This window comes from Saccharopolyspora hattusasensis (assembly GCF_050972075.1).
GTDB classification, from domain to species: Bacteria; Actinomycetota; Actinomycetes; order Mycobacteriales; family Pseudonocardiaceae; genus Saccharopolyspora; species Saccharopolyspora hattusasensis.
Window position 1 is genome coordinate 3,853,085 of the sequence record NZ_JBPCDC010000001.1, and the last position, 19,028, is coordinate 3,872,112.

Sequence of the window (19,028 nt, forward strand, 5' to 3'; positions counted from 1 at the left end):
ATCAGATCACCCCCTTCTCGCGCAGTTCGGCGATGCGCTCGTCGTCGAGATCGGCGAGTGCCCGCAGGACCGTGCCGGCGTGCTCACCGACCTTCGGCGCGAGCCCACGTGGCTGAGTGGGCGTGCCGGCAAGCTTGATGGGCGAGCCGAACATGCGCAGCTGCCCGAACTCGGGGTACTCGACGTCGACGATCATGTCGCGCGCGGCGATCTGCGGGTCCTCGACGACCTCACCGATGTTCTTGATCGCGCTCAACGGCACGGCGTCACCGACAATCTCCTCCAACTCGGTCTTTGTCTTGTCCTCGAACCACTTCTGCAGCAGCGTCCGGACCCGTCGTTCGTAGACCTCGGGTACGAATCGCTTCGCCATGGTGTCGATTTCGGGGTCGTCGGCGAGTTCGGGCTGTCCGAACAGGTGGCAAGACAGGCGCCAGAACTTGTCGGTATAGCCGCCGAAGAAGACGAACCCGTCCTTGCACGGGTAGAGCTCGTAGGGCTTGACGAAGGGATGTTCGTTGCCCAGCGGTCCGGAGACCTTGCCTTCGACGGTGTAGGACACGACAGCGTTCTCCGTGAGGCTGAGCACCGAGTCCTGTTGGGACACGTCGACCAGCTGTCCCTCGCCTGTCTTTTCGGCGTGCCGCAGTGCGGCCAGGGTGCCGATGACGGCGTACAGCGTCGCGGACAGGTCGCCAATGATGGTGCCGACGCGGGCGGGTGGCCGGTCCTGGAATCCGTTCATCGACCACAGGCCGCCGGTGGCCTGCGCGCTGTTGTCGTAGGCCGGCCGGCGCCGGTACGGTCCGGTCTGGCCGTAGCCGGAGATCGCCGTGTACACCAGGCGCGGGTTCTCGCCACGCAGCACGTCGTAGCCGACGCCGAGCTTGTCCATCGTGCCCGGCCGGAAGTTCTCGACCAGGACGTCGGCGCGCCGCACCAGCTTCTTGAGCAGGTCCTTACCGTCCTCAGTGGATAGATCGAGGGTGAGGCCGAACTTGTTCCGGTTGTACTGCGCGAAGAACGCGCTGAATTCCTCGTCCGGTCCGCCCGGCTCACCGGGCGAGGTCAGCTTCGGCGGGAAGTCCCGGGTGTAGTCCGGTTCCTTCGGGTTCTCGATCTTGATCACGGTCGCGCCGAGGTCGGCCAGCAGCATCGAGCAGAATGGGCCCGCCACGACCCGCGTGGTGTCCAGGACCACGATGCCGCGCAGCGCGCCCCGCGACAGCCCGCCAGGCAGCATGCCCACGATCGTGTCGTCATTGATGGTCATGTTCGCCCCTGATCCGTAGGTGACTCGTCAGCTCGCGGCCGCAGCCACCCGAACGCGGGCCTCCAGGAGGGTGCCGCACGAGGGACTGTAGAACTCGTCGATCAGCACGCGGCGGCCCTCGGTGCGCGGGCGGACGCGGACTCCGTACTCGGCCAACCGCTCGGCGGCGACGTAGGTGACCTTCCGCGCCTCGCCGCGCCAGTCTTCGCCGGTGCCCAGGCGGGCGCCGCTGGCGGGCACGTACCAGCCGTCGGCGTCGCGGCGTGGCGCGGAGGACCCGGCCGGCAACTTCGGCAGGACCTGGGCGGGGGTGCCGCCGAGGCGTTCCTGGCGCATCGCGGTGCGGGCTCGCCGGGTGGCGGCCTCGTCGACGGTGCCATCGGCGACGATCACGCCGTAGGTGCGCTGCGCGGTCTCGCCGGTCACGTAGCCGTCGCGGACGTCGGCGGCGACGAGCTGCGGGGCGCGCAGCAGCGGGTCGCCGTAGCCGCCTCCGCCGGCGATCCACTGCACGAACACGTCTCCGGCGCGGATCCTGACCGACTGCTGGTTGATCGCCAGCAACTCCCGGTCCGCCGCGCTCAGCGTGTCCGGGGCGGGCACCAGGCCATCGGCGAGCAGCCGGGCGACATCGGTCTGGCGCCAGACCTCGTGGCCGCTGCCGCCGCCGGGCAAGCCGCCGCCGAAACCGTCGGCGACGACCTGGGCGTTCGGGGCGAACACCGTCTGCGTGACCTCCCCGGCGCCGTGCAGCGTCCACGCGAAGCGCAGGCCCAGCCCGCCGCGGTGGGCGCCGTGCCCGGCGCTTTCGGTGTTGAGCTGCTTCCACAGGTAAAGCACCGGGTACAGCATCTCGTTCATCTCGACGTCGGGCAGCATGTTGTTGACCTGCGTCATCATCCCCGCGCAGTCGAGCCCGTCGCGGTCCGGCTGGGCGCCGGCCCCCATGCCACCGCCGTCCATGTTGAACAGCACGAAGTACTCGCCGTCATCGGTGGTGCCCGCGGAGATCCCGCCGGTCCACGAGTCGCCCCACACGCCCTGGGTCCGGTCGCGGATGGTGTCGTCGTCGCTGCCACGGCAGGCGTCGTTCATCAGCTTCGTGACGACGCGGCTGACCCGGGCTCCGGTGGTGAGGTGCCCGTTGCTGATCGGTGCCGGGGGCCGGGGATTCACGATCGACCCGGACTCGGCGACGATGTCGAACGCGGTCATGACGCCTTCGTTGAACGGGACGTCCCAGGCGAGGATCGGCACGATGGCGGTCGCCACGCTGCCGACCAGCGCACCGTAGCTGCAGTTGACGAAACCGTCGGTCTGCTCGCTGGAGCCGGTGAAGTCGAAGGTGATCTGGTCGTCGCGTTTGGTCATGGTGCACGCGACGCGGTACAGCTCGTCGACGTGTCCGTTGTGTTCGGTCCACTCCTCGGCGGTGTAGGTGCCGTCGGGGATGCGGGCAATCCGGTCGCGCACGACCTGCTCGGCCAGCTCGAACGACAGCCTCGTGTAGTCGCGGAACTGCTCGATCCCGAACTCCTCGATCGTGCTCAGCAGACGCCGGATGCCGGTGTTGTTGCTCGCCACCAGGCTGCGCACGTCGTTCCAGAACAGCGCGGGCACGCGGACGTTGTTGAGCAGGATCCGGCGCACCCACTCGACGGGCTCGCCCCGCTCGAAGATCTTGACGCCGGGCGGCAGCCGCAGCGCCTCGGCGTAGCAGTCGTGGGCGCCGGGCGCGAACCCGCCGGGCGTCATGCCACCGACGTCGACCAGGTGCGCTTGCGACTGAGCCCAGCCGATCAGCTCGTCGCCGTGGAAGATCGGCGAGATCACGTTGGTGTCCGGCGGGTGGCTCGCGCCCGCGGTGTGCGGGTCGTTGCAGATGAACGCGTCACCGGGCGCGAGCGGCTCCCCCTCGATCGCCTTGACCAGGTTCTGCACAGCGACGCTGCCGGAGCCGATGTGGAACTGGACATAGTCCGAGTAGGCGTAGATGCGGCCGGTGGGGTCGAACAGCGCGGTGTTGAAGTCACCGGCCTCGGTGATCACCGGGGAGCCCGACGAGCGGATCATCGCGATGCCCATCTCCTCCACGATGGAGTCCAGGCGCATGCGGATCACTTCGAGGGTAACGGGGTCGAACCCGGCGGGCAGCGTGCGCGGGGTGCTGGTCATGGTCGTCTCCTTTGACGGGCGGGGGTCAGCGGTCGGCGAGGCGCAGCAGGAAGTCGCCGCTGTCGGTGAGTTCGACGGTGGCGCCAGTGGGCACGTAGACCGTGGTGTCGGGCTCCTCCAGCAGGCACGGACCGGTCGCCCGGCCGAGCGCACCGAACCCGCGGTGCACGTCGATCTCGACGCGCTCGCCGGTGAGCGGCTCGATCACGTCGCGGCGAGTGAGCTCGTGGCGCTCCTCGCCGGTGCCGGCGGCCTGCTCCACCGTCTGCACGTCGCTGCGGCCGATGGCCCGGACCCGCGAGTTGACCAGCAGGATCTCGGCCTCGGTCCAGGCCGTGCCGGCGCCGAACTCTTCCTCGTAGTCGGCGATGAACTGGGCGCGCAGCGCGTCCTTGTCCGCCTCGCCGAAGGTGCCCGCCGCCAGGCGGGTGGTGACCTCGAAGATCTGGCCCACGAACTTCATGTCCGCCTCGCGGTGCAGCTCGCGCCGGCCCGCAGGGATCCCCTCGGCCTCGAACCATGCTTGTGCGCGTTCCTCGAGGGCGGCGAACTCCTTGTCGAGCGCCGCCGCGGGCTGGTCCATCGTCCACGGGCTCGTCTGCACCGCGGAGAACACCGAGTCGGCGTGCATGAGGCCGTGCGCTGAGAAAACCGCGGCGTCGCGCGGGATCACGACCTCGCGGACCCCGGCCTCGGCGGCGATGCTGGCCGCGAACAGCCCGCACGCGCCGCCGAAGCCGACGAGGGTGAATTCGCGCGGGTCGTGGCCGCGGTTCACGGTGATCTTGCGCAGCGCGTTGGACATCTGCGACGTCGCCAGCCGGTACATGCCTTCGGCCGCCGCGTCCTCGGTGATGCCCAGCGGCTCGGCCACGTGCTTGCGCAAGGCGGCCCGCGCCTGGTCCTCGTAGAGGGGGACGGCGCCGCCGAGGTAGTAGTCCGGGTTGATCAGCCCGAGCACGAGCGCGGCGTCGGTGACTGCGGGCCGGGTGCCGCCCTTTCCGTAACATGCCGGTCCCGGCACGGAGCCCGCGCTGTGCGGGCCGACGCGCAGCAGGTTCCGTCCGTCCACCCAGGCGAGGCTGCCGCCGCCGGCGCCGATGGTCTCGATGTCCACGGCGGTCAGGCTGGTCGGCAGGCCGCCGATCTCGGCGCGGGGCAGCAGCCGGAACTCGTCGTCGATGATGGCGGCCGCGTCGAGGCTCGTGCCGCCCATGTCCGCGGTCAGCACCCGCCGGCGGCCGAGCTGCTTGGCCAGCAGCCGCGCGCCGGTAACGCCGCCGACCGGACCGGAGTTGAACATCGAGATCGGGGCCTTGCCGGTCTCCTCCACCGACAGGAACCCGCCGTGCACCTGCATGATCTGCACCCGAGCCCGCAGCCCCCTGCTCCACAGCTCGTCGGCGAGGTGGTCGAAGTGCGACGCCACGATCGGCTTCACTGCGGCGTCCAGTGCGGTGGTGACCATGCGCTCGTACTCGCGGTAGACCGGCGTCAGCCTGCTGGAGAGCGTGTACGGGATGTCCGGGTGATGCCTGTCGAGGTATTCGCCGATCGCATTTTCGTGGGCGGCATTGCGGAACGACCACAGCAGGCAGACCGCGATGGCCTCGGCGCCGGTCGCCAGCACCGCGTCCACGGCCGTGGCGATCGCGTCCTCGGTGAGCGGGACGAGTACGGTGCCGTGCGCGTCGACCCGCTCGGCGACCTCGACGATGCGGCGACGCTCCACGATGTCTGGCGGCGCCGACATCTTGTGCGGGTCGCGCTCGTCTGTGCGAGCCGACCGGGCGATGCGCAGGGTGTCGCGGAAGCCCTGAGTGGTCAGCAGCCCTACGGCGGCGTACTTCTGCTCATCCACGGCGTTCGTGACGATGGTGTTGCCCAGGACGAATCGGTCGACCGCGGCGAAGAACTCGGCCTCGGTCATGCCCGCGCGCTCCCGCAGCACGCCCAGCGCGCCGAGGATCCCTGTGGTCACGTCCTTGGTCGAGAACGCCTTGCCACGTATCGCGTGCCCGTCGACGACCGCCACGGCGTCGGTGAACGTGCCACCGACGTCGATGCCCACGTGAAGCGTCATGCTCGCTGTCTCCTTTGACTGCGTCGGTGCGGCTCGTTCCGGGCTGACGGATGGTATGCACGAAAGGTTCGTTTCGGGGAGACACCGTCTAACCCGCGGTGTGGACAGTACGAGCGCGAACCCGCCCTAGACTATGTATCGTTCGCCCAGGATTCCCCTGGAATTCCTGGGCGATCGGCACACCGGATCGAGGTGAACTCCTTGACGGAAACGCTCCCAGGCGACGTTATCGTCAGTCTGCTGCAGGCAGCTTCGGCTGAACAGGAAGTCGATGTGGACGGCCTGCTCACCGACGTGCCCCTGTCCGAACAGGACACCACCCGGATCCGCTACGAAATCCGCCGCCTGCGCGCCACCTCGGAGCGCTGGCGGCGCCGCGGTCAGGAACTCGCGGCGCTGTTCTCCTCCGCGCGCGAGCTTGCCCAGCTTCGCGATGTCGATGAACTGCTCGGCCGGCTCGTCGAACGAGCGCACGACCTCGTCGGCACGGACGTCACCTACCTGTCCGAGTTCGATGCGAAGAGCCGGGAACTCCGCGTGCGAACCACCCTCGGGACGGTCGCACCGTCGTTCCTCGGCTTGCGAGTGCCACCCGGCGCGGGCCTGGCCAGCCAGGTGGTCGAAGGACGCCGTCCCTACTGGACGTCCAAGTACGCCGCGATGACCGAGGCCCCGCACGACTCCGCGATCGACGCCGCCGTGGCCGCGGAAGGCCTCGTGTCCCTGCTCGGCGTCCCGCTACTGGCCGGCGACGAGGTGATCGGGGTGCTGTTCGCCGCCAACCGCGTCGAGCACGCTTTCTCCCCTGAGGAGATCTCCCTGCTGTCAGCCTTTGCCGACCACGCCGCCATCGTCCTGCAGACCGCTCGCCTGCTCGCCCGCACCCAGGACTCGGCCGACGACGCCCGCCGCGCCTATGGCGAGCTCGCCCGCCACGTCGAAGCGATGGAACGGGCCAGCGAGGTGCACAGCGACCTCACCAACCTCGTGCTTCAAGGCGGTCAAGCACCAGACGTCGCGACCGCGCTCGGTCGCGCCTTGCGCTGCCACGTCACGCTTCGCGACCTCGAACACCTCGACGGCCCCGTCGCCGACGCGGTCGACCACAGCCGCCGCAGTGGTCGGTGCACGCCCGCGAGCGACGGCACGTACGCCGTCGCCGTCCTCGCCGGGCCGACCCTGCTGGGCGCGCTGCTGCTAGAACAGGGCGAGGTCGAGTTCGGCCCCGTCGAGCTGCGCACCGCCGAACGCGCCGCTCAGATCACCGCGCTGCTCAATCTCAAGCAAGACGCCATGATCGAGGCCGAGCAGCGCGTCCGCGACGACTTGCTGGCCGACATGCTCTCCGACGACCCCGACCGCCGAGCCGACATCGCCACCCGCGCCCACGCACGGGGCATCCGGCTCGACGAGCTGCGGTCGGTGGTCGTGATCTCGGTGCCGGCCGAACTGCGCCGCGAGGCCGTCCGCGCCCTGCGCCGGACCGGTGGCCCGGTCGGCGAACATGCCGACCGAGTCGTGGCCATCACCTCCTATCCCGACCCAGCCACCGCGAGCACACTCATCCACACCATGGTGCGCCGCACCGTACGGGCACCAGTTCTGGCGGTCGGCGCAGGCATCGCCGACGCCACCGTCGACCTACGCACCCAGGTCGACGCGGCCTCGGCGTGCGTGCGGATCCTGCCCGCACTCGGGCTGAACGACACCGCCGTCACCACCGACGAGTACCTCCCGTACACGGCCCTGTTCGGCCCCGGGGAAGCGCGCGTGACGACGTACGTGCGGCGCGTCATCGGGCCCGTCCTGGACTGGGACGCCAAACACGCGGGCAAGCTCCTGCCCACCCTCGCCGCCTACCTCGGCAACCGGATGAGCCCGATCGCCACCGCCCGTGCGCTCCACCTGCACAAGAACACCGTCCTCCAACGCCTGGAACGCACGACCGAGCTACTCGGTGAGGACTGGCAGGAGCCCGATCGGCTCTTCCGGATCACCGTCGCGGTCCGCCTCGCCACCCTGGCCAAAAGCCCATAGTCCTACCGTCAGCAGTGGATGATCGGCCCATTCCCGGCCGATGCGCGGCGAACTAGCGTCCTCCTCCGTACCGCAGCGACACCGAGGTGGGAGGGGCGCCATGCCGCGCACCAGTCGTATCCAGGGTCTCCGGGACCTATCCGTCGAGGCCCGGCGCAAGTTCGTCGCCGAAGCCGCCGGCATCGACCCCGCGTCGATCGCCGCCTTCGACCCCGCGCACGGCCTCGGCACCGAACTGGCAGCCCACATGATCGAGAACGTGACCGGGATCCTGGGCATCCCGCTGGGTGTCGCGACGAACTTCGTGATCAACGGCACCGACGTGTTGGTGCCAATGGCGACCGAGGAAGCCTCCGTCGTCGCGGCGGCGAGCAACGCCGCCAAGATCGCGCGCGTGCACGGCGGGTTCACCACCTCCTCGACCCCACCCGTCATGCAGGCCCAGGTCCAGATCGTCGGCGTCGCTGACCCCGAAGCCGGGCGAGTACGGCTGCTCGAAGCCCGCGACGAGCTGATCGCACTCGCCAACGACCAGGACCCCAAGCTCGTCGAGTTCGGGGGCGGCGTCCGGGACATCGCTGTCCGGCTGGTCCCCTCGCGCGCCGGCACCTACGTGGTCGCGCACCTTCAGGTCGACGTTCGCGACGCCATGGGCGCCAACGCGGTCAACACGATGGCTGAGGCCGTCTCCACCCGGGCGGCCGAGATCGCGCGCGGGAGCAGCTTGCTGCGGATCCTCACCAACAAGGCCGATCTCCGGCTCTCCCGTGCCCGCGCGGTGTTCGACGCGGACGCGCTCGGCGGCGCCGAGGTCGTCGACAACATCATTCACGCCGCCGCCCTCGCCGAAGCCGACCCCTACCGGGCCGCCACCCACAACAAGGGGATCATGAACGGCATCACCGCCGTCGTGCTCGCCACCGGCAACGACACCCGCGCCGTCGAAGCCGGCGCCCACTCCCACGCCGTCTCGCCCGCCGGGCTCTACACCTCGTTGTCCCGCTTCGAAAAAGACGCCGACGGCAATGTCGCCGGCACGCTCGAGCTGCCCATGCCCGTCGGTCTCGTCGGTGGCGCCACCAAGGTCCACCCGGCCGCGCAGGCCGCGATCACCCTGCTCGGCGTCCGCACCGCCGCCGAACTCGCGGAGATCATCACGGCCGTCGGCCTCGCCCAGAACCTCGCCGCAATCCGGGCGCTGGCCACCGAAGGGATCCAGCGCGGCCACATGTCACTGCACGCCCGCAACATCGCATCCGGCGTCGGCGCGACCGCCGAGGAGGTCCCGGCCGTCGTCGCCCGGCTCATCGCGGACCAGAAGGTCCGTGCCGACCACGCCGAGCAGGTCCTCGCCGAGCTCCGGGCCGGACGATGATCGACTACGGGACCGAACGGCTCCCTGGCCTCCCCGAAGCCGTCACCATCTGCGAGGTCGGCCCCCGCGACGGGCTCCAGAACGAGTCCACGCCGGTGCCCGCCGACGTGAAGGTCGAGTTCATCGAACGCCTTGCCGACGCCGGGCACACCGTCATCGAGACGACGAGCATGGTCCATCCCAAGTGGGTGCCACAGCTCGCCGACGCCGAAGAGGTCCTCCGTCGCCTCGACCGCCGCCCCACGGTCCGCTACCCCGTACTCGTGCCCAACCAGCGAGGCCTGCAGCGGGCGCTCGACCTCGGCGTCACCGACATCGCCGTGTTCGCCTCGGCAACCGAAAGCTTCGCCAAGGCCAACCTCAACCGCACGGTCGCCGAGTCGCTCGAGATGTTCGCCCCCGTCATCACTCAGGCCCGCGAAACCGGGCTGCCGGTGCGCGGCTACCTGTCCATGTGCTGGGGCGACCCTTGGGAAGGCGCGGTTCCTGCGGCACAAGTCGTCGACGTCGCGACCAAACTGATTTCCCTCGGCTGCACCGAACTAAGCCTCGGCGACACCATTGGCGTCGCCACCCCCGGCCGCGTCGTCGCGCTGCTCAACGCCCTCACCGCCGCCAGAGTCCCGGTCGGCTCGATCGCCGTTCACTTCCACGACACCTACGGCCAGGGGCTCGCCAACACCCTCGCCGCCCTCCAGCATGGAGTGACCACAGTGGACACTTCGGCAGGCGGCCTGGGCGGCTGCCCCTACGCCGACAGCGCCACCGGCAACCTCGCCACCGAAGACATCCTCTGGCAGCTCGAAGGTCTCGGCATCCGCACCGGCCTCAACCTCACCAAGCTGGCCGAAACGAGTAGCTGGCTGGCCGGTCACCTCGGCCGCGAAAGCCCCTCTTCGGTCGTGCGCGCGCTACGGAAAAGCTAAGACCAGCCGTCCCTCCGGCCTCGCGCGTTACGCAACCGCTACGACGACGGCGCAAAACCGTGGGCTCGGCGGCCTGGCCTCGACACTGAGCGAACGGGGCGGTTCGATTCGGGCGGGCAGGCGTCGAGCTGACCGTTCAGGCCGCCGCCGCGGCGGAATCCTGCGCCTGCACAAGGGCTCGGCGGCTTTCGTGCGCAGCGGCCAGGCTGGCTCGGCAGGTCCGGATGATCTGCCGGGTCGCCGCGGTCTCGAGGGCCTGGCGGCACCGCGTGCAAACCACGGTCACCGATCCGGTCACCTCGTCGACCGCGACGGACGCCTCGGCCTCGCAGTGGCGGCACCAGCGGTGCCCAGTTACGGGGATGACGTGCATCGGCGAAGCGATGCATTCGTGTGCCCAGCGACGGTGAACGTGGCAGGTGATGCGCTCGTGAGCCGAAATCTCCTCGCGCTCCTCCACCGCATCCTCGATGATCAAGGTGTGTGCAAGGCGCCGGTCACGGAGGTCTGCGTAGCGCTCGCCGTACCGCAGTACCTCCGCGGCGCTCGGCTGGGAGGGACGCAACGAACGTCGGGGCTGCGGCGAATCCGGCTCGATTCGGTCGGGATGGGACAGGGGGAGCATGGCCTTTCCTTGAACGGATCTACTTTCGTCGGCTTGACACCAGTGTCTTTAGCCCCGACTACGCAGACATCGGTGGCACTACGTAGCCCACTGCGTATCTATCTGTGTACGTCCTGCGGCGATCAGCTGGCCGTGTCGGACCGCCGACCTTGCTCGGTTCCGGGTCGCGCGCCGCAGTCCCATCGCACGGTTCAGGCCCCGCAGGCAGTGTAGGCGCTGACGCAGCAGAAACAGCGCCACCGAGCGGGGCAACCTGGCGAACGCCGCCCCTGTCCGCCGTCTCATCCCGGAACCGGTCGTGGACGCGAGGCGCCGGAACGCTCACGGGTTGCCGACTCGGACCAGCGGCAACCACTGCGAAACGTCCGAGCGGGAACCGGATGCGGTGAGCTCGCCGCGTTCGAGGGCCTCGGCCCAGCCGAGGCGGCCGGTCGCCAGCAGCAGCCAGGTCCGGGGGTTGGTCTCGACGACGTTGGGCGGGGTGCCGCGGGTGTGCCGAGGGCCGGCGACGCACTGGACCGCCGCGAACGGCGGCACCCGCACCTCGACGCTGTTGCCCGGGGCGACCTGCTCCAAGGTGCGCAGGCTCAACCGCACTGCGGCGGCTAGCTCGGCACGCGCGGGCTGCGGCGCTTCGCCGTCCAGCCAAGGCCGCAGGGCTGCGACGGCCTCGCGCATCTCCCCGGGATCAACGGCACGGCGACTGGGCATGCCAGAAGCCTACGAACACAACCCAACCCCCAACCCCCAACCCCAAGCACGGGACACCGGGCACCAGGCACCAGGCACCAGGCACCAGGCACCAGACACCAGACACCAGACACGGTGCTCTAGGTATCTCTCGGACCAGTGGACACGCAATTTCAATGGAAATCAGAGGTCCGATTTCCATTGAAATTGCGGAAGTTGTCCACAGCCATCGGCGTGTCGGTGTGCGACACGCCGACGATCCGCAACTTCCATTGAAATTGCACACCGGTACCCGGGTGTTCAGAGCCAGCCGAGCTTGACGGCTTGCATGCCCGCCTGGAAGCGGGTTTCCGCTCCTAACCGGGAGATCAGCTCGCGGACCCTGCGGTGCGCGGTTCGGGCGCTGAAGCCCATCAACCGGCCGATCGTGTCGTCCGTGGCACCGGAGGCGAGCAGCGACAGGATCCACCGCTCCTCCTCGGTCGGCTGCAGCTCGTTGCCCACCAGGTCCTGGTCCGCGGTGAACGGCGCGGCGAAGCGCCACAGGTCCTCGAAGATCCTCGCGATCGCGGCCAGCATCGCCGAGCTGCGCACCACCACGGCACTTTCCACCGAGGTCTCGCTCACGGTCAGTGGCAGCAGCGCGATCTCGCTGTCAACCATGATCAGCTTGGTCGGCGCCACGTGGATCACCCGCGCCTGCTCGCCCATCGCAACCAGTTTGGTGGTGATGTCCAGCTGCGGCGGCCGCGCCAGCGCGGACCGGTCGTAGAGCACCTGATACTGGACACCTTCGGCGAGCTTGCGGGACTCCAGCAAGTCCAGCGGCCCGGTCGTCACGTACGGCGGCTTCGCCACGCCCTGGACCAGCTGGGTCGCAGTGCGCTGCAGCTCGTACGCGGCCCAACCGACCCGCCTCGCCCCGTGCACGACCTGCAGCACGCCGCCGTTGCCGGACTGCGCCCGGGCGGCGCGAGCCACCGACGCGACCTGCGCCTGCACGGCCCGCTCGGTCAGCGGCTCCGTAGCGGCGGTGTCCCTGGCCCGCTCGTCGACCGCAGTCGGCGACTGCGTCAGCTCTTCGGTGTATCCGGGAAGCACGGCACACCCCCTCCTCGATGTGCCCTGGCGGCACCGATTCGGCTGGCACCGCGATGGACACTGACACCCCCGTCGTTTTGCAACGTATCTACCGGGAACTACCGCTGGAACCGACTTTTGCACGATCCAGCGGATTGACCCTTTGATTGCCACCGTTCGGCGGCATCCCGGCGTCCCCCGAGTGCAGCAATCAGAAGCACAACGGGCCCTCCCCGGGGATTCCGGGAGGGCCCGCGTGCCGCACTGCGCTAGCGGATCAGAGGTCGCCGATCTGCAGCAGGTCGGCGATGGTGCCCTCCGGAGCGCTCTGGATCACGCCTTTGGAGGCCTGACCCTGCAGCCCGGTGATCACGTCCGCCGGCTTGGCGTCCGGGTTGGCCTGCAGGTACAGCGCACCGACGCCGGCCACGTGCGGGCTGGCCATCGAGGTGCCACTCAACGTCTCGGTGCCGCCACCGGGGACGGTCGACACGATGTCCACGCCGGGGGCGTAGCCCTCGACGGTGGCGCCGAAGTTAGTGAACTCGGCCGAGGTGTCGGTGTTGTCCGACGCGGCGGTGGTGAACACGCCCTCCGCGCTGGCCGGGGAGACGTTCTCGGCGTCCTGGCTTTCATTACCGGCTGCCACCGCGAGGAAGACGCCGCTGTCGACCAGCTTGGTCGCGGCCTCGTCCAGCGCCGGGTCCTTCGGTCCGCCCAGCGACATGTTCGCCACCGAAGCGCCCTGGTGGTTCTCCGCGACCCACTCGATGCCCGAGATGACCTGCTCGGTCGTGCCGCTGCCCTGGTCGTCGAGGACTCGGACGCCGACCAGCTTCACGCCCTTGGCGATGCCGTAGGTGTCGCTTCCGATGGTGCCGGCGACGTGGGTGCCGTGGCCTTGCTTGTCCGTGCCGTCGCCACCCGTGGCGTCGAAACCGATCTTGGCGCGCCCACCGAAATCGGGGTGGGACGGGTCGATGCCGGTGTCGATGATGTAGGCGGTGACGCCCTCACCGGTGCCCTTGGGGGCGTAGCTGTCGTCCAGCGGCAGGTCCGGCTGATCGATCCGGTCCAGGCCCCACGAGCCGACCGCCTTCTTCTTCGAAGGCTCGACCGCGATGTGGTAGCTCTGCGAGACGTTCTCGACCTTGCCGCTAGCGCGGACCGCGTCGAGCTGCGCCGGGGTCAGCTTCGCCGAGAACCCGTTGAGCACCTTGTCGTAGACGTTGCGGGCCTGCACGCCGAGCTCTTCGGCGACGCCCTGCGGCGCGATGCCTTCCTTCAGGTTGACGATGTAGACGTCCGAGTCGGCGTCCCGCACCGCTGCCTGCGAGTGCAGGGTCAGCGGCGCCAACTCGATGCGCGGCTGCGCGCCTGCCGGTGCACCGGCGAACACGAGCGCCGCCGCGGCAACCCCTGCCCCGGTGCCGTAAAGCAGCTTCCTCATGTGTCCCCTCCTCCGTCAATTCGCTCGGGTGGGGCCGAGCGAAAGATGGTTCACAACGGAACGTAACCAGGGAAAACACACATTCGGGTGGCGTTGGCGAATTGTCGCCACACAATCGGGCGGTGGGGTGAACGAATTCCCAGCTCTGGGTTTCTTATCGGGAATGAGCAGGCAAAACCGCGCCCGCCGGGGTTTCCCGACGGGCGTGGTGCTTCGTCCTGCTAGTCCCGGTTTGCGTGTTTCAGGTCGCGGCCACCCAGCGTCGCAATCGGAGCCGAACGGCTTCCACGTACTCGGGCGCGACTTCCGAAACCTCGTCGATCGACGCGGCGCCATCGGGGGCGACGCCGTAGGTCATCCCGTAGTACAGGTACAGCGCGCTCTCCTGCTCGAACGGGAGATCGCCCTGGAGCAGGCTGACCCGGGGGGCCTGCCGGACCGCATCCTTGCCGACCGCGACGGTGAGCGTGTCGCCGTCGAAGGCCGCGCCCTCCAGCGGCACGAAGCTCTCGTTCGTGCCGAACAGTCCAGTTTGGACGGTGATCCAGGCGGGCTGCTCGGTGTCGTCGTCGATGAACAACTGGCCGACGATGCCGATCCGGGATCCTTCCGGGTCGAAGACCTCGCACCCGAACATCCGCAACGCTTCCCGCTGGCCGATCATCGCCGCCTCCTCCCCTGGCCCTCCCCTGGCCCTCCTGGTCAGTCTGCCCCTGGACCCGTCCGACCGGCACCTCGGAACGGCTGGTTCGGGACCGTTCATTCGCGCGTTCCCCGGTGCTGGCACCCTCGGACGCGCGCCCGGCATCCACGCTGGCGCCCAGATCAACAGGTACGGAGTTCCCGATGTCCCAGCCCGTCGACCGTCCCGCCCCGCCGATCAGCGCGGAAATGCGGGAGCACGCCAAGCAGAACCCCGACAGCTGGCTTTACATCGCCGACCCCGGCTACACCGCCGACGGCGAGGAGGTGCCGCCGGAAGGCATCGTCGGCGCCTACCGCATCGACTCCGACGGCGAGATCGACGAGCGCTTCCAGTTCAACGACGCGTACCAGCCGTCCGAACTCGCAGCGAACCAGCAGGAACCGACCAACGAGCTGGAGCACGTGCTGGCCCGGATCGCGGCCGGCCAGCTCGCGGAGTCCGAGCTGCCAGCGGCGGTGCTCGCCGCCGAGGTGCTGCTCTACGCGCCGACTGCGGACGACCCGATGATCTACACCGCGGAGATGTCCGACGGCAGCCAGCTGGTCCCGGCCTGCACCTCGGCCTCCCGGGTTCCGGCGGACTGGCCGGGATTCCGCCGAGTGCCAGGGCGAGAGCTGCCGGAACTGCTCAACGGCCTCGACCTGGGCCTGAACCTGAACGACGCGATCCAAGCGGTCATCCCGCACGCAGTTCTCGCCCAAGTCGCAGCACAACACGGCTGATCGCGGATCCCAGATTCAGTTCAAACTGGGATCCGGTCACCCCGGGAGGTGGCGGTTCCAATTGAAACCGCGGGTACCGGGGGGGGAACCCGATGACTGGCCGGGGCCGGGCCTTGTGCCTAGCCTCGGCCTGGAGCGGTCCTGGAACCCGGAACTCGGCGCGCGTTCACCCAGTACTACGGCTCGTCTGTGGTTCCGCCACCCGCATCGCCAAGCAAGGCGAGCCTGGAACACCTCAATCCAGGTGTTCGGCGATGAAAGTTGTTATTTTCTCGGGTGATCCGGGGCGGGCGAAGAGATAGCCCTGGCCGGTCTCGCAGCCGATGTCCGCCATCCGGCGGGCCTGCGCCTGGGTCTCCACGCCTTCTGCCGTGACGGTCAGGCCTAAGGCGTGCGCGAGGTCCACCAGCGTGCCGACGATGCGCGCGTCGACGGGGTCGGCCCGCTCCGCGTCGCGCAGGCCCTCCATGAACGAGCCCGCGATCTTGAGCTCGTGCACCGGGAGATGCCGCAGGTAGGCCAGGTTCGAGTACCCGGTGCCAAAGTCGTCGATGGCGATCCGCACGCCCATCCGGGACAGCGCGCGCAGGGCATCCAACGGCTCGTCGGCGGTGCCCATGATCGCGCTCTCGGTGAGCTCCAGCTGCAGCCGGGACGGCTCCAGCCCGGTCTCGGCCAGGATCTCCGCGACGTCGGCCACCAGGTTCGGGTCCCGCGACTGCCGCACCGCCAGGTTGACGCTGACGAACGGCGCCGCCGCCCCGAAGTCGTCCTGCCACTGCTTCGCCTGCCGGCACGCCTCCCGCAGCACCCAGCGCCCGAGCGCCACGATCAGCCCGGTCTCCTCGGCCAGCCCGATGAACCGGTCCGGCCCCAACCGTCCCAGTTCCGGATGCGCCCAGCGGACCAGCGCCTCGACACCGACCACGCTGAAGTCCCGCAGCCCGATCAGCGGCTGGTAGTCCACGTAGAACTCTTCGCGCTCCAGCGCGGCGGGCATCTTCGCCGACAGGTGGAACTGCGCGACCTCGGTGGCGTTGCGGTCCGGGTCGAACAGCGCCCACCGGCTCTTGCCCTCGGACTTCGCCCAGTACAGCGTCACGTCGGCGTCGCGCATCAGCTCGGCCGCGGTCTGCCCGGACACCGGACGCTCGACGATGCCGATGCTGGCCGACACGGAGAGCTCGTGGCCACCGATGCGGATCGGCTCGTCCAGCGCGTCCAGCACGGTGTCGGCGATCTCGATGGCCTGCTCGGTGCCGAGCGAGTTCTGGATCAGTATCACGAACTCGTCGCCGCCCATGCGCGCGACCAGCCGGTCGGCTCCGTGCACCGCGGTGGCGAGCCGGTCGGCGACCGCCTGCAGCAGGTCGTCGCCGACGTGGTGACCGAGGCTGTCGTTGATGACCTTGAAGCCGTCGAGGTCCATGTAGCACAGCGCGACCCGCTCGCCGGACTCGTGCGCGCGCAGCACCCCGGTGAGCCGTTCCAGGAAAAGCGCCCGGTTGGGCAGTCCGGTCAGCGGATCGTGCATCGCCTGGTGACGCAGGCGTTCCTGCAGCATCCGCTGGTCGGTGACGTCTTCGATCAGCGCCACCTGGTACAGCGGCAGGCCGTCCTCGCCGCGGACCAGGGACACGATCAGCTCGGTCCACACTGTGCCGCCGTCGGGGCGCTTGAACTGCTTCTCCGCCCGGAACTGGTCGCGTTCGCCGCGCACCAGCTCCTCGTACATCCGCCAGGTGCTGTCGGGGTCGTCCGGGTGCATCATGTCCTGCACCATCATCCGGCGGAGTTCCTCCGTGGTCCGCCCCATGATCCGCGTCAGCGAGTCGTTCACCTCGAGTATCCGGCCGTTCATGTCGCCGATGCCGATGCCGATCGCGGCCTCGGCGAAGATCGCGCGGAACCTGGCCTCGCTGGTGCGCAGCGCCTGCTCGACCGCGTCGCGCGCGTCCAGCACGGCCTGCCGGATCGCCTCCTGTTCGTCCAGGGTCCGCTTGCGGGCGGCCTGGAGGAAGCCGGAGCACAGCTCGCCCTGCAGCGCCGCCACGCGCCCGCGCCAGCCGGGACTGCTGCCCAGCCGCAGGATGTCCAGGATCTCGTCGCCGATCAGGTCGACGGTGCGGGCCAGCGACTCCGCGCTGGTGAAGTGCACCGCGACCAGGTCCACCCCGACCGACCGCGCGGCGGACGGGTCGAACGGATCGCTGAGCAGCGCGTCGACCAGGCGATCTGTGTAGCCGTACAGCCGGCCTTCGACCTCGACGCTGGTCATCGGCACGTAGCTGGTGCCCATCAGGGCCTGCGCCCAGACAGCCGCGAAGCGTCGTCGATCGGCTCGGTTCACCTCGGCGACCACCCCGTGAACGCTGGGCACCGGCGCTGTCCAGCCAGTCATGCCTGGGCGCCCTCCACTCGTCCTACTCGCCTGGGCCGTTCGTTCGGAGCATACGACCGGATGGGTCCGGCGGTCGAACATCATGTACGGCACCCGGGGTAGCTGTACACCTCATTCGAGCAGGCCATCCAGGTGGCCAAGCCCCGCTTTGCAGCTACCGTCCGCAACTATTTGATCGCGCGCAGCGCTGCGTTACCAATACATCTGATGTTTTCGAGACGTGCAGCCAGCGGTTGTGCGCGGCCCAGAACTACACCCCGGAGGACCCGCGGTTCACACGCGGTGTCCGGATTTGGGCCATTCTGGTTAAAAACTAACACAGGGTCTACATCTCACGAAAACCTCTCGCCACACTTTTGGGGCACGATGCCTGGTCCCCCGACGACGCACTGCAACTACACCCCGAGAGGCATCGATGAGCCTTCCGAGTGGACGTGGTCGCCGATTACACCTGATCTCCTTAATATCGGTTGCCTGCGCAGGCGTTCTTCTCCTGTGCTCGCCCACGCAAGCCAGCACACCCCTTCCGGGAAGGGAAAGCGCGATGAGCACGCAGGTGACCGAAGAACCGCCGAGCGGAACCGAGACCAACGCCACGATGGGCTCGCAGATCCGCAAGCACGAGGGCGGCGGCGATGACCCGCTGCTGACCCCGGACGTCGACCCGCTGGCCACAGTGGCCGGCATGGACGTCGCCAGCTACCAGCGCAACGTGAACTGGAAGTCCTGGTGGGACCAGGGCATGCGGTTCGCCTACGTCAAGGCGACCGAGGGCACGAGTTACAAGAACCCGTACTTCGCCCAGCAGTACAACGGTTCCTACAACGTGGGCATGATCCGCGGGGCGTACCACTTCGCGCTGCCGGACCGCTCCAGCGGCGCCGCGCAGGCCAACTACTTCGTGGACAACGGCGGCGGCTGGTCCAAGGACGGCAAGACCCTGCCGGGCGCGCTGGACATGGAGTACAACCCGTACGGGGGCACCTGCTACGGCAAGTCCAAGAGCGGGATGACCGCCTGGATCAAGGACTTCAGCGACACCTACCACTCCCGGACCGGGCGCTGGCCGGTCATCTACACCAGCACCAGCTGGTGGAACCAGTGCGTGGGCGGCGACTTCAGCTCGACCAACCCGCTGTGGGTCGCCCGCTACGCGAGCGCCGTCGGACAGCTGCCCTACAACTGGGGCATCTGGACGATCTGGCAGTACACGTCGTCGCCGCTGGACAAGAACACGTTCAACGGCGCCTACGACCGCCTCCAAGCGCTGGCCAACGGCTGACCGGTCGACCACGCGGTGCCGGCAAACCCCGACACCGCGTCGTCGGCTTTCCCGGGCGCGCGCGGTCCGGGGTGGGTGGCGATTTCGCGCGAAATCGCCACATCCCACGCGTGCCGGATGACGATTTCGCGCGAAATCGCCGCTCCCCGAGCCCGAGCCGCGGCGTCGATGCGCGGCGTCGATGCGCGCAGGCTCCAGGTGCC

At 69.1% G+C, this 19,028-nt stretch carries 14 protein-coding genes; 5 read left to right on the plus strand and 9 right to left on the minus strand.

The annotated features are described in order from the left end of the window. Nucleotide 1: 1 nt before the first annotated feature. Genes ACRXBZ_RS18075 through ACRXBZ_RS18085 form a run of 3 tightly spaced genes read right to left on the minus strand, consistent with a single transcriptional unit; the run spans nt 2 to nt 5,531 of the window. Complete coding sequence (locus ACRXBZ_RS18075; protein WP_433880083.1) at nt 2-1,273, minus strand: CaiB/BaiF CoA transferase family protein; 1,272 nt, start codon at nt 1,271-1,273, stop codon at nt 2-4. A gap of 27 nt (nt 1,274-1,300) precedes the next feature. Then, nucleotides 1,301-3,448 carry a hydantoinase B/oxoprolinase family protein gene (locus tag ACRXBZ_RS18080; RefSeq protein WP_433880084.1) on the minus strand — a complete coding sequence of 716 codons (2,148 nt, stop codon included), beginning with the start codon at nt 3,446-3,448 and terminating at the stop codon, nt 1,301-1,303. A 25-nt stretch (nt 3,449-3,473) separates the two neighbouring features. Next, complete coding sequence (locus ACRXBZ_RS18085) at nt 3,474-5,531, minus strand: hydantoinase/oxoprolinase family protein (protein ID WP_433880085.1); 2,058 nt, start codon at nt 5,529-5,531, stop codon at nt 3,474-3,476. A 201-nt stretch (nt 5,532-5,732) separates the two neighbouring features. Here ACRXBZ_RS18085 and ACRXBZ_RS18090 point away from each other — a divergent pair, with 201 nt between their 5' ends. The 3 genes from ACRXBZ_RS18090 (at nt 5,733) to ACRXBZ_RS18100 (ending at nt 9,869) form a co-directional block, all read left to right on the plus strand. Next, the gene (locus tag ACRXBZ_RS18090; RefSeq protein ID WP_433880086.1) at nt 5,733-7,568 is read left to right on the plus strand and encodes a helix-turn-helix domain-containing protein; all 1,836 of its coding nucleotides are present in this window, start codon (nt 5,733-5,735) and stop codon (nt 7,566-7,568) included. Between the two features lie 100 nt (nt 7,569-7,668). Then, entirely contained in the window at nt 7,669-8,943 is a 1,275-nt protein-coding gene (locus tag ACRXBZ_RS18095; protein WP_433880087.1) for a hydroxymethylglutaryl-CoA reductase, degradative, read from the plus strand. Next, the gene (locus ACRXBZ_RS18100; protein WP_433880088.1) at nt 8,940-9,869 is read left to right on the plus strand and encodes a hydroxymethylglutaryl-CoA lyase; all 930 of its coding nucleotides are present in this window, start codon (nt 8,940-8,942) and stop codon (nt 9,867-9,869) included. The genes ACRXBZ_RS18095 and ACRXBZ_RS18100 overlap by 4 nt, the downstream gene beginning before the upstream one ends. A 136-nt stretch (nt 9,870-10,005) precedes the next feature. On the opposite strand, the gene ACRXBZ_RS18105 is transcribed toward ACRXBZ_RS18100, so the two are convergent. From ACRXBZ_RS18105 to ACRXBZ_RS18125, 5 genes are all read right to left on the minus strand, one after another. Further along, nucleotides 10,006-10,494: a hypothetical protein gene (locus ACRXBZ_RS18105; protein WP_433880089.1), complete on the minus strand. Its 489-nt coding sequence runs from the start codon at nt 10,492-10,494 to the stop codon at nt 10,006-10,008. A 321-nt stretch (nt 10,495-10,815) separates the two neighbouring features. Beyond that, nucleotides 10,816-11,205: a sterol carrier family protein gene (locus tag ACRXBZ_RS18110; RefSeq protein ID WP_433880090.1), complete on the minus strand. Its 390-nt coding sequence runs from the start codon at nt 11,203-11,205 to the stop codon at nt 10,816-10,818. Nucleotides 11,206-11,484: 279 nt separating this feature from the next. Beyond that, nucleotides 11,485-12,285 carry a DNA-binding response regulator gene (locus ACRXBZ_RS18115; RefSeq protein WP_433880091.1) on the minus strand — a complete coding sequence of 267 codons (801 nt, stop codon included), beginning with the start codon at nt 12,283-12,285 and terminating at the stop codon, nt 11,485-11,487. A gap of 256 nt (nt 12,286-12,541) precedes the next feature. Beyond that, a complete protein-coding gene (locus tag ACRXBZ_RS18120) occupies nt 12,542-13,714 on the minus strand; it encodes a S8 family peptidase (RefSeq protein ID WP_433880092.1) in 1,173 nt (390 codons plus the stop codon). A gap of 241 nt (nt 13,715-13,955) precedes the next feature. Then, entirely contained in the window at nt 13,956-14,378 is a 423-nt protein-coding gene (locus ACRXBZ_RS18125) for a PRC-barrel domain-containing protein (RefSeq protein ID WP_168585747.1), read from the minus strand. A 182-nt stretch (nt 14,379-14,560) separates the two neighbouring features. Here ACRXBZ_RS18125 and ACRXBZ_RS18130 point away from each other — a divergent pair, with 182 nt between their 5' ends. Next, nucleotides 14,561-15,142 carry a type VII secretion system-associated protein gene (locus ACRXBZ_RS18130; protein ID WP_433880093.1) on the plus strand — a complete coding sequence of 194 codons (582 nt, stop codon included), beginning with the start codon at nt 14,561-14,563 and terminating at the stop codon, nt 15,140-15,142. A gap of 235 nt (nt 15,143-15,377) precedes the next feature. Here the strand turns inward: ACRXBZ_RS18130 and ACRXBZ_RS18135 are convergent, their stop codons facing one another. Beyond that, entirely contained in the window at nt 15,378-17,543 is a 2,166-nt protein-coding gene (locus ACRXBZ_RS18135) for a putative bifunctional diguanylate cyclase/phosphodiesterase (RefSeq protein WP_433880094.1), read from the minus strand. Nucleotides 17,544-18,087: 544 nt separating this feature from the next. On the opposite strand from ACRXBZ_RS18135, the gene ACRXBZ_RS18140 reads away from it, so the two are divergent. Next, nucleotides 18,088-18,825 carry a lysozyme gene (locus ACRXBZ_RS18140; RefSeq protein WP_433880095.1) on the plus strand — a complete coding sequence of 246 codons (738 nt, stop codon included), beginning with the start codon at nt 18,088-18,090 and terminating at the stop codon, nt 18,823-18,825. Nucleotides 18,826-19,028: the final 203 nt, after the last annotated feature.